Genomic DNA, 7,500 nt, shown 5'->3' with positions numbered 1-7,500 from the left:
ACCCACCAATTACTGGTGCACCCTGTAGCGATACGGGGCCATAGCTCAGCTGGGAGAGCGCCTGCCTTGCACGCAGGAGGTCAGCGGTTCGATCCCGCTTGGCTCCACCATTACAGATTGGTGTCCATCGTTTAAAGCTTAGAAATGAGCATTCCGCTGATAGGCGATGAATGTTGATTTCTGATCTTTATCAGAATCGTTCTTTAAAAATTTGGGTATGTGATAGAAAGATAGACTGGATAGCACTTTCACTGGTGTTTATTCAGGCTAAGGTAAAATTTGTGAGTTTAATCGCGAATTTTCGGCGAATGTCGTCTTCACAGTATAACCAGATTGCTTGGGGTTATATGGTCAAGTGAAGAAGCGCATACGGTGGATGCCTTGGCAGTCAGAGGCGATGAAAGACGTGGTAGCCTGCGAAAAGCTTCGGGGAGTCGGCAAACAGACTTTGATCCGGAGATGTCTGAATGGGGGAACCCAGCCATCATAAGATGGTTATCTTGTACTGAATACATAGGTGCAAGAGGCGAACCAGGGGAACTGAAACATCTAAGTACCCTGAGGAAAAGAAATCAACCGAGATTCCCTTAGTAGTGGCGAGCGAACGGGGACTAGCCCTTAAGTGGCTTTGAGATTAGCGGAACGCTCTGGAAAGTGCGGCCATAGTGGGTGATAGCCCTGTACGCGAAAGTCTCTTAGTCATGAAATCGAGTAGGACGGAGCACGAGAAACTTTGTCTGAATATGGGGGGACCATCCTCCAAGGCTAAATACTACTGACTGACCGATAGTGAACTAGTACCGTGAGGGAAAGGCGAAAAGAACCCCGGAGAGGGGAGTGAAATAGATCCTGAAACCGTATGCGTACAAGCAGTGGGAGCAGACTTTGTTCTGTGACTGCGTACCTTTTGTATAATGGGTCAGCGACTTATATTCAGTGGCGAGCTTAACCGAATAGGGGAGGCGTAGCGAAAGCGAGTCTTAATAGGGCGTTTAGTCGCTGGGTATAGACCCGAAACCGGGCGATCTATCCATGGGCAGGTTGAAGGTTAGGTAACACTGACTGGAGGACCGAACCGACTACCGTTGAAAAGTTAGCGGATGACCTGTGGATCGGAGTGAAAGGCTAATCAAGCTCGGAGATAGCTGGTTCTCCTCGAAAGCTATTTAGGTAGCGCCTCATGTATCACTGTAGGGGGTAGAGCACTGTTTCGGCTAGGGGGTCATCCCGACTTACCAAACCGATGCAAACTCCGAATACCTACAAGTGCCGAGCATGGGAGACACACGGCGGGTGCTAACGTCCGTCGTGAAAAGGGAAACAACCCAGACCGTCAGCTAAGGTCCCAAAGTTATGGTTAAGTGGGAAACGATGTGGGAAGGCTTAGACAGCTAGGAGGTTGGCTTAGAAGCAGCCACCCTTTAAAGAAAGCGTAATAGCTCACTAGTCGAGTCGGCCTGCGCGGAAGATGTAACGGGGCTCAAACCATACACCGAAGCTACGGGTATCACGTAAGTGATGCGGTAGAGGAGCGTTCTGTAAGCCTGTGAAGGTGAGTTGAGAAGCTTGCTGGAGGTATCAGAAGTGCGAATGCTGACATGAGTAACGACAATGGGTGTGAAAAACACCCACGCCGAAAGACCAAGGTTTCCTGCGCAACGTTAATCGACGCAGGGTTAGTCGGTCCCTAAGGCGAGGCTGAAAAGCGTAGTCGATGGAAAACAGGTTAATATTCCTGTACTTCTAGTTATTGCGATGGAGGGACGGAGAAGGCTAGGCCAGCTTGGCGTTGGTTGTCCAAGTTTAAGGTGGTAGGCTGGAATCTTAGGTAAATCCGGGGTTCTAAGGCCGAGAGCTGATGACGAGTTACCTTTTAGGTGACGAAGTGGTTGATGCCATGCTTCCAAGAAAAGCTTCTAAGCTTCAGATAACTAGGAACCGTACCCCAAACCGACACAGGTGGTTGGGTAGAGAATACCAAGGCGCTTGAGAGAACTCGGGTGAAGGAACTAGGCAAAATGGCACCGTAACTTCGGGAGAAGGTGCGCCGGTGAGGGTGAAGGACTTGCTCCGTAAGCCCATGCCGGTCGAAGATACCAGGCCGCTGCGACTGTTTATTAAAAACACAGCACTCTGCAAACACGAAAGTGGACGTATAGGGTGTGACGCCTGCCCGGTGCCGGAAGGTTAATTGATGGGGTTAGCTAACGCGAAGCTCTTGATCGAAGCCCCGGTAAACGGCGGCCGTAACTATAACGGTCCTAAGGTAGCGAAATTCCTTGTCGGGTAAGTTCCGACCTGCACGAATGGCGTAACGATGGCGGCGCTGTCTCCACCCGAGACTCAGTGAAATTGAAATCGCTGTGAAGATGCAGTGTATCCGCGGCTAGACGGAAAGACCCCGTGAACCTTTACTATAGCTTTGCACTGGACTTTGAATTTGCTTGTGTAGGATAGGTGGGAGGCTTTGAAGCGTGGACGCCAGTTCGCGTGGAGCCATCCTTGAAATACCACCCTGGCAACTTTGAGGTTCTAACTCAGGTCCGTTATCCGGATCGAGGACAGTGTATGGTGGGTAGTTTGACTGGGGCGGTCTCCTCCTAAAGAGTAACGGAGGAGTACGAAGGTGCGCTCAGACCGGTCGGAAATCGGTCGTAGAGTATAAAGGCAAAAGCGCGCTTGACTGCGAGACAGACACGTCGAGCAGGTACGAAAGTAGGTCTTAGTGATCCGGTGGTTCTGTATGGAAGGGCCATCGCTCAACGGATAAAAGGTACTCCGGGGATAACAGGCTGATACCGCCCAAGAGTTCATATCGACGGCGGTGTTTGGCACCTCGATGTCGGCTCATCACATCCTGGGGCTGAAGCCGGTCCCAAGGGTATGGCTGTTCGCCATTTAAAGTGGTACGCGAGCTGGGTTTAGAACGTCGTGAGACAGTTCGGTCCCTATCTGCCGTGGACGTTTGAGATTTGAGAGGGGCTGCTCCTAGTACGAGAGGACCGGAGTGGACGAACCTCTGGTGTTCCGGTTGTCACGCCAGTGGCATTGCCGGGTAGCTATGTTCGGAAAAGATAACCGCTGAAAGCATCTAAGCGGGAAACTTGCCTCAAGATGAGATCTCACTGGAACCTTGAGTTCCCTGAAGGGCCGTCGAAGACTACGACGTTGATAGGTTGGGTGTGTAAGCGCTGTGAGGCGTTGAGCTAACCAATACTAATTGCCCGTGAGGCTTGACCATATAACACCCAAGCAATTTGCTTAAGAGCGAGTTGCGGTGTGTGAAGACGAAACGAACCGAAAGTTCGAGAAAACACACAAAGCTATTACATACCCAATTTGCTGAAGCGTCGAAAGACGACTCGGCACACCGAATTTCTTGACGACCATAGAGCATTGGAACCACCTGATCCCATCCCGAACTCAGAAGTGAAACGATGCATCGCCGATGGTAGTGTGGGGTTTCCCCATGTGAGAGTAGGTCATCGTCAAGATTAAATTCCGAAACCCCAATTGCGAAAGCAATTGGGGTTTTGTCTTTTGTGCGCAGAAAAAAACATTCTGAATTGCAGGCGCTAGCTGCTTGATTGTGCCTGTCACGCTTTCTATGCAACAGCCTTAGGCATGGCTATCATGCCTGCCTCATTGTGAGGCGAGATCTGCATGCTGACATTGTTGGAGCTTCTGAAGGACGGGCGGTTTCACTCGGGCCAGGCCCTTGGTGCTGCCTTGGGTATTAGCCGTAGTGCCGTGTGGAAGCAGTTGCAACAGTTGGAGGCTGATCTGGGGCTTTCTATCCATAAAGTCCGCGGTCGCGGTTATCAGCTGGCGGCTCCGCTGATGCTCCTGAGCCCGGCAGATATTTACGAGCAGTCAAAGGATTGCCCTTGGGCTGTGTTGGCTTTCGATTCCATCGACTCTACAAATGCTGAAGCTCTGAGGGCTGTCGAGCGCGGCGTGCCTGCGCCGTTCCTGGTGCTCGCTGAGCGTCAGACGGCGGGGCGTGGTCGGAGAGGTCGCAAATGGGTGAGCCCTTTTGCAGAAAATGTTTATTACAGTCTCGTGCTGCGTATCGATGGTGGAATGCGTCAGCTTGAAGGGCTCAGCTTGGTGGTCGGGCTGGCAGTCATGCAGACCTTGCGTGAGTTTGGAGTTGCTGGTGCGGGTCTGAAGTGGCCAAACGATGTTTTGGTTGGGCGCAAAAAAATCGCTGGAATCCTGCTGGAGTTGGTTGGGGATCCTGCCGATGTTTGTCATGTGGTTCTGGGTGTGGGTATCAACGTCAACATGCAGAAAACTGACGAGGTTGATCAGCAGTGGACTTCTATGCAGCTTGAGTCCGGTAAGCAGGTTGATCGCAACCAGTTGGTTGCTCGGCTGAGTATGATGCTGAGGGCTTACCTGGAGCGTCACCAAGCCCAGGGCTTTTCCTCTATTCAAGAGGAGTGGGAGCAGAATCACTTGTGGCAAGGTAATGCGGTGTCTCTGATTGCTGGGGTCAATAAAATAGACGGTGTTGTTATGGGCATCGATCAGCAGGGGGCATTGCGATTGGAAGTGGATGGGGTTGAGAAGGTCTACAGCGGTGGTGAGCTCAGCTTGAGGTTGCACGATGATTCTTGAGCTTGACTGCGGAAACAGCTTCATTAAATGGCGTGTTCTGAATAATGCCGCGCTTGGGGTATTTGCTGAGGGTGTGGTTGATTCCGATGACGCTTTGGTCGGGCATCTGCGTGCGCTAAGCGGCTTGGTCTTGACCCGCTGCCGCTTGGTCAGCGTTCGCACGGTCGAAGAGACGAACAAGCTTACTTCTATGTTGGTACAGGCTTTTGGTGTATCGGTGGTCTGTGCTGCGCCTGCGAAAGAAATGGCAGGCGTACGAAATGGCTATGAGGAGTTTGAACGACTTGGTCTGGACCGCTGGCTTGCCATGCTGGGGGGCTTTCGCCTGGCAGCTGGTGCTTGTCTGGTGCTCGATTTTGGGACAGCTGTTACTGCGGACTTCATTGCGGAGGATGGGGAGCACCTGGGGGGCTTTATCTGCCCGGGGATGCCATTGATGCGTAATCAGTTGAGAACTCACACTCGTCGGATTCGGTACGACGATTTGTCTGCCGAGCGCGCCTTGGAGAGCCTGTTGCCGGGGCGTACGACGGTTGAGGCGGTAGAGCGCGGCTGCTCATTGATGTTGAGAGGGTTTGTGCTGACTCAGCTGGAGCTGGCGCGCGACTATTGGGGGGAAGATTTCGTGGTGTTCCTCACTGGTGGTGATGCTGAGCTGGTTTCTGGTGTCGTGCCGCAGGGGCGAGTGGTCCCTGATCTGGTTTTTGTCGGATTGGCTATGGCGTGCCCATTGTCCTGAGGTTTTTATGCGCTGGTTGTTCCTGCTGCTCCTGGTTCTCAATGTGTTCTATTACGTCTGGCATCAGCAGGAGGCGCCTTTGCGTGCGAAGGAGGTAACGCCTCTGACGCTTTATAAAGGGGCTCAGCAGGATATTCGCTTACTGAGTGAGTCGTCTGGCTCGCTCTCCAGGCGTGACAAGGGAGGCGAGGCTCAAGGCGATTGCCTCTATATAGGTGGTTTTGCTCGTCGTGATCAGGCTCAAACGCTTGAGCAGCGCCTGTCGGTATTGGGTGTGGAGGTTCGGTTGAAGTCTTTGGCTCTGCCTGATGCTTCTGGTTACTGGTTGCGTGTGGCCCCTGAAAGCAAGCATTTGCTGGATGATTCGTTGCTGCAGAATCTTGCTAAAGAATTCAATGAGTTAAAACATAAAATAATGTCATGCGAAGGCATTGCAACTGCCGAATAGTTTGCATAGAATGGCGCCCGCTCCGCAGTGAAGACCTCTAGAGGTAGACGCAGCGAAGCAAGGTCAATGCAGCTAACCTCAGGTTTTTAATGAGAAAATGCTTGACAGAAGGGTGGCATAGTATAGAATGCTGCCTCGCTTAGGAGGGGTTCCCGAGCGGCCAAAGGGATCAGACTGTAAATCTGACGTCTACGACTTCGAAGGTTCGAATCCTTCCCCCTCCACCAGATTTAAGCGTGAGCTGCAAGCTCCGCGGGTATAGTTTAGTGGTAGAACCTCAGCCTTCCAAGCTGATGATGCGGGTTCGATTCCCGCTACCCGCTCCAAGTTTGCAGGTTGTGCAAAGTGTTTCGCTCTTGTAGCTCAGTTGGTAGAGCACACCCTTGGTAAGGGTGAGGTCAGCGGTTCAAATCCGCTCAAGAGCTCCATATAACAAGGCAGATATGAAAATATCTGCCTTTGTTTTAATGGCTTGTGTGACTTGCTCAATTCTTCTCCTAGGGGTGATTTCGATGGCTAAGGAAAAGTTCGAACGTAATAAGCCGCACGTCAACGTTGGTACCATTGGTCACGTTGACCACGGTAAAACCACTCTGACTGCTGCTCTGACTCGCGTCTGCTCCGAGGTTTTCGGTTCGGCTCGTGTTGACTTCGACAAGATCGACAGCGCCCCAGAAGAAAAAGCTCGTGGTATCACCATCAACACCGCGCACGTAGAGTACGACTCGAACATTCGTCACTACGCGCACGTTGACTGCCCAGGTCACGCCGACTACGTCAAAAACATGATCACTGGTGCTGCCCAGATGGACGGCGCGATCCTGGTTTGCTCGGCTGCCGATGGTCCGATGCCACAAACTCGTGAGCACATCCTGCTGTCCCGTCAGGTAGGCGTTCCGTACATCGTTGTCTTCCTGAACAAGGCTGACATGGTTGACGACGCTGAGCTGCTGGAGCTGGTTGAGATGGAAGTGCGCGATCTGCTGAGCACTTACGACTTCCCAGGTGATGACACTCCAATCATCATCGGTTCGGCTCTGATGGCTCTGAACGGCCAAGACGACAACGAAATGGGCACTACCGCTGTTAAGAAGCTGGTAGAAACTCTGGATACCTACATCCCAGAGCCAGAGCGTGCTATCGACAAGCCGTTCCTGATGCCTATCGAAGACGTGTTCTCGATCTCCGGTCGTGGCACCGTGGTAACTGGTCGTGTTGAGCGTGGTATCGTTCGCATCCAGGAAGAAGTTGAGATCGTTGGTCTGCGCGAAACTCAGAAAACCACCTGCACCGGCGTTGAAATGTTCCGCAAGCTGCTCGACGAAGGTCGTGCTGGCGAGAACTGCGGCGTTCTGCTGCGTGGCACCAAGCGTGACGACGTTGAGCGTGGCCAGGTTCTGGTTAAGCCAGGTACCGTTAAGCCGCACACCAAGTTTGCCGCTGAAGTGTACGTTCTGAGCAAAGAAGAAGGCGGCCGTCATACTCCGTTCTTCAAAGGCTACCGTCCACAGTTCTACTTCCGTACTACTGACGTGACTGGTAACTGCGAGCTGCCAGAAGGCGTTGAAATGGTAATGCCAGGTGACAACATCCAGATGACTGTCACTCTGATCAAAACCATCGCGATGGAAGATGGTCTGCGTTTCGCTATCCGTGAAGGCGGTCGTACCGTCGGCGCTGGCGTCGTAGC

Annotated in this window: 4 protein-coding genes, 5 tRNA genes and 2 rRNA genes (1 of these 11 only partly in view); all 11 read left to right on the top strand. The window is 52.4% G+C overall.

Annotated features, from left to right (window positions below):
* A tRNA-Ile gene (locus PVZ80_RS07825) sits at window positions 1–8 on the top strand; it begins 69 nt to the left of the window's first position.
* Window positions 9–34: 26 nt separating this feature from the next.
* Window positions 35–110 (top strand) — tRNA-Ala (locus PVZ80_RS07820).
* Between the two features lie 239 nt (window positions 111–349).
* Window positions 350–3,241 (top strand): 23S ribosomal RNA (locus tag PVZ80_RS07815).
* A 137-nt stretch (window positions 3,242–3,378) separates the two neighbouring features.
* Window positions 3,379–3,494 (top strand): 5S ribosomal RNA (gene rrf / locus PVZ80_RS07810).
* 169 nt (window positions 3,495–3,663) lie between these two features.
* A complete protein-coding gene (gene birA, locus PVZ80_RS07805) occupies window positions 3,664–4,623 on the top strand; it encodes a bifunctional biotin--[acetyl-CoA-carboxylase] ligase/biotin operon repressor BirA (RefSeq protein WP_273863629.1) in 960 nt (319 codons plus the stop codon).
* Entirely contained in the window at window positions 4,613–5,362 is a 750-nt protein-coding gene (locus tag PVZ80_RS07800; protein ID WP_198919440.1) for a pantothenate kinase, read from the top strand. Before birA ends, PVZ80_RS07800 begins: the two co-directional genes overlap by 11 nt.
* A gap of 7 nt (window positions 5,363–5,369) precedes the next feature.
* On the top strand, window positions 5,370–5,810 hold the full coding sequence (locus tag PVZ80_RS07795) for a hypothetical protein (protein ID WP_053270061.1): 441 nt from the start codon (window positions 5,370–5,372) through the stop codon (window positions 5,808–5,810).
* 142 nt (window positions 5,811–5,952) lie between these two features.
* Window positions 5,953–6,037 (top strand) — tRNA-Tyr (locus PVZ80_RS07790).
* 25 nt (window positions 6,038–6,062) lie between these two features.
* Window positions 6,063–6,136: transfer RNA gene (locus tag PVZ80_RS07785), tRNA-Gly, on the top strand.
* A gap of 26 nt (window positions 6,137–6,162) precedes the next feature.
* Window positions 6,163–6,238, top strand: a tRNA-Thr gene (locus PVZ80_RS07780).
* Between the two features lie 84 nt (window positions 6,239–6,322).
* Window positions 6,323–7,500: elongation factor Tu (tuf, locus tag PVZ80_RS07775; protein WP_273863628.1), on the top strand; the 1,178-nt coding region annotated here is incomplete at its 3' end.

Source organism: Pseudomonas sp. B3G-3 (assembly GCF_028640915.1).
GTDB lineage: Bacteria > Pseudomonadota > Gammaproteobacteria > Pseudomonadales > Pseudomonadaceae > Aquipseudomonas > Aquipseudomonas chlororaphis_I.
Note: the sequence above shows the minus strand (reverse complement) of the source record. Positions and strands in the feature narration are given on the sequence as shown.

Excerpts from the sequence above, each read along its gene's own strand:
- PVZ80_RS07795 (WP_053270061.1), top strand. The coding sequence starts at position 5,370 with ATGCGCTGGTTGTTCCTGCTGCTCCTGGTTCTCAATGTGTTCTATTAC.
- birA (WP_273863629.1), top strand. The coding sequence starts at position 3,664 with ATGCTGACATTGTTGGAGCTTCTGAAGGACGGGCGGTTTCACTCGGGC.
- PVZ80_RS07800 (WP_198919440.1), top strand. The coding sequence starts at position 4,613 with ATGATTCTTGAGCTTGACTGCGGAAACAGCTTCATTAAATGGCGTGTT.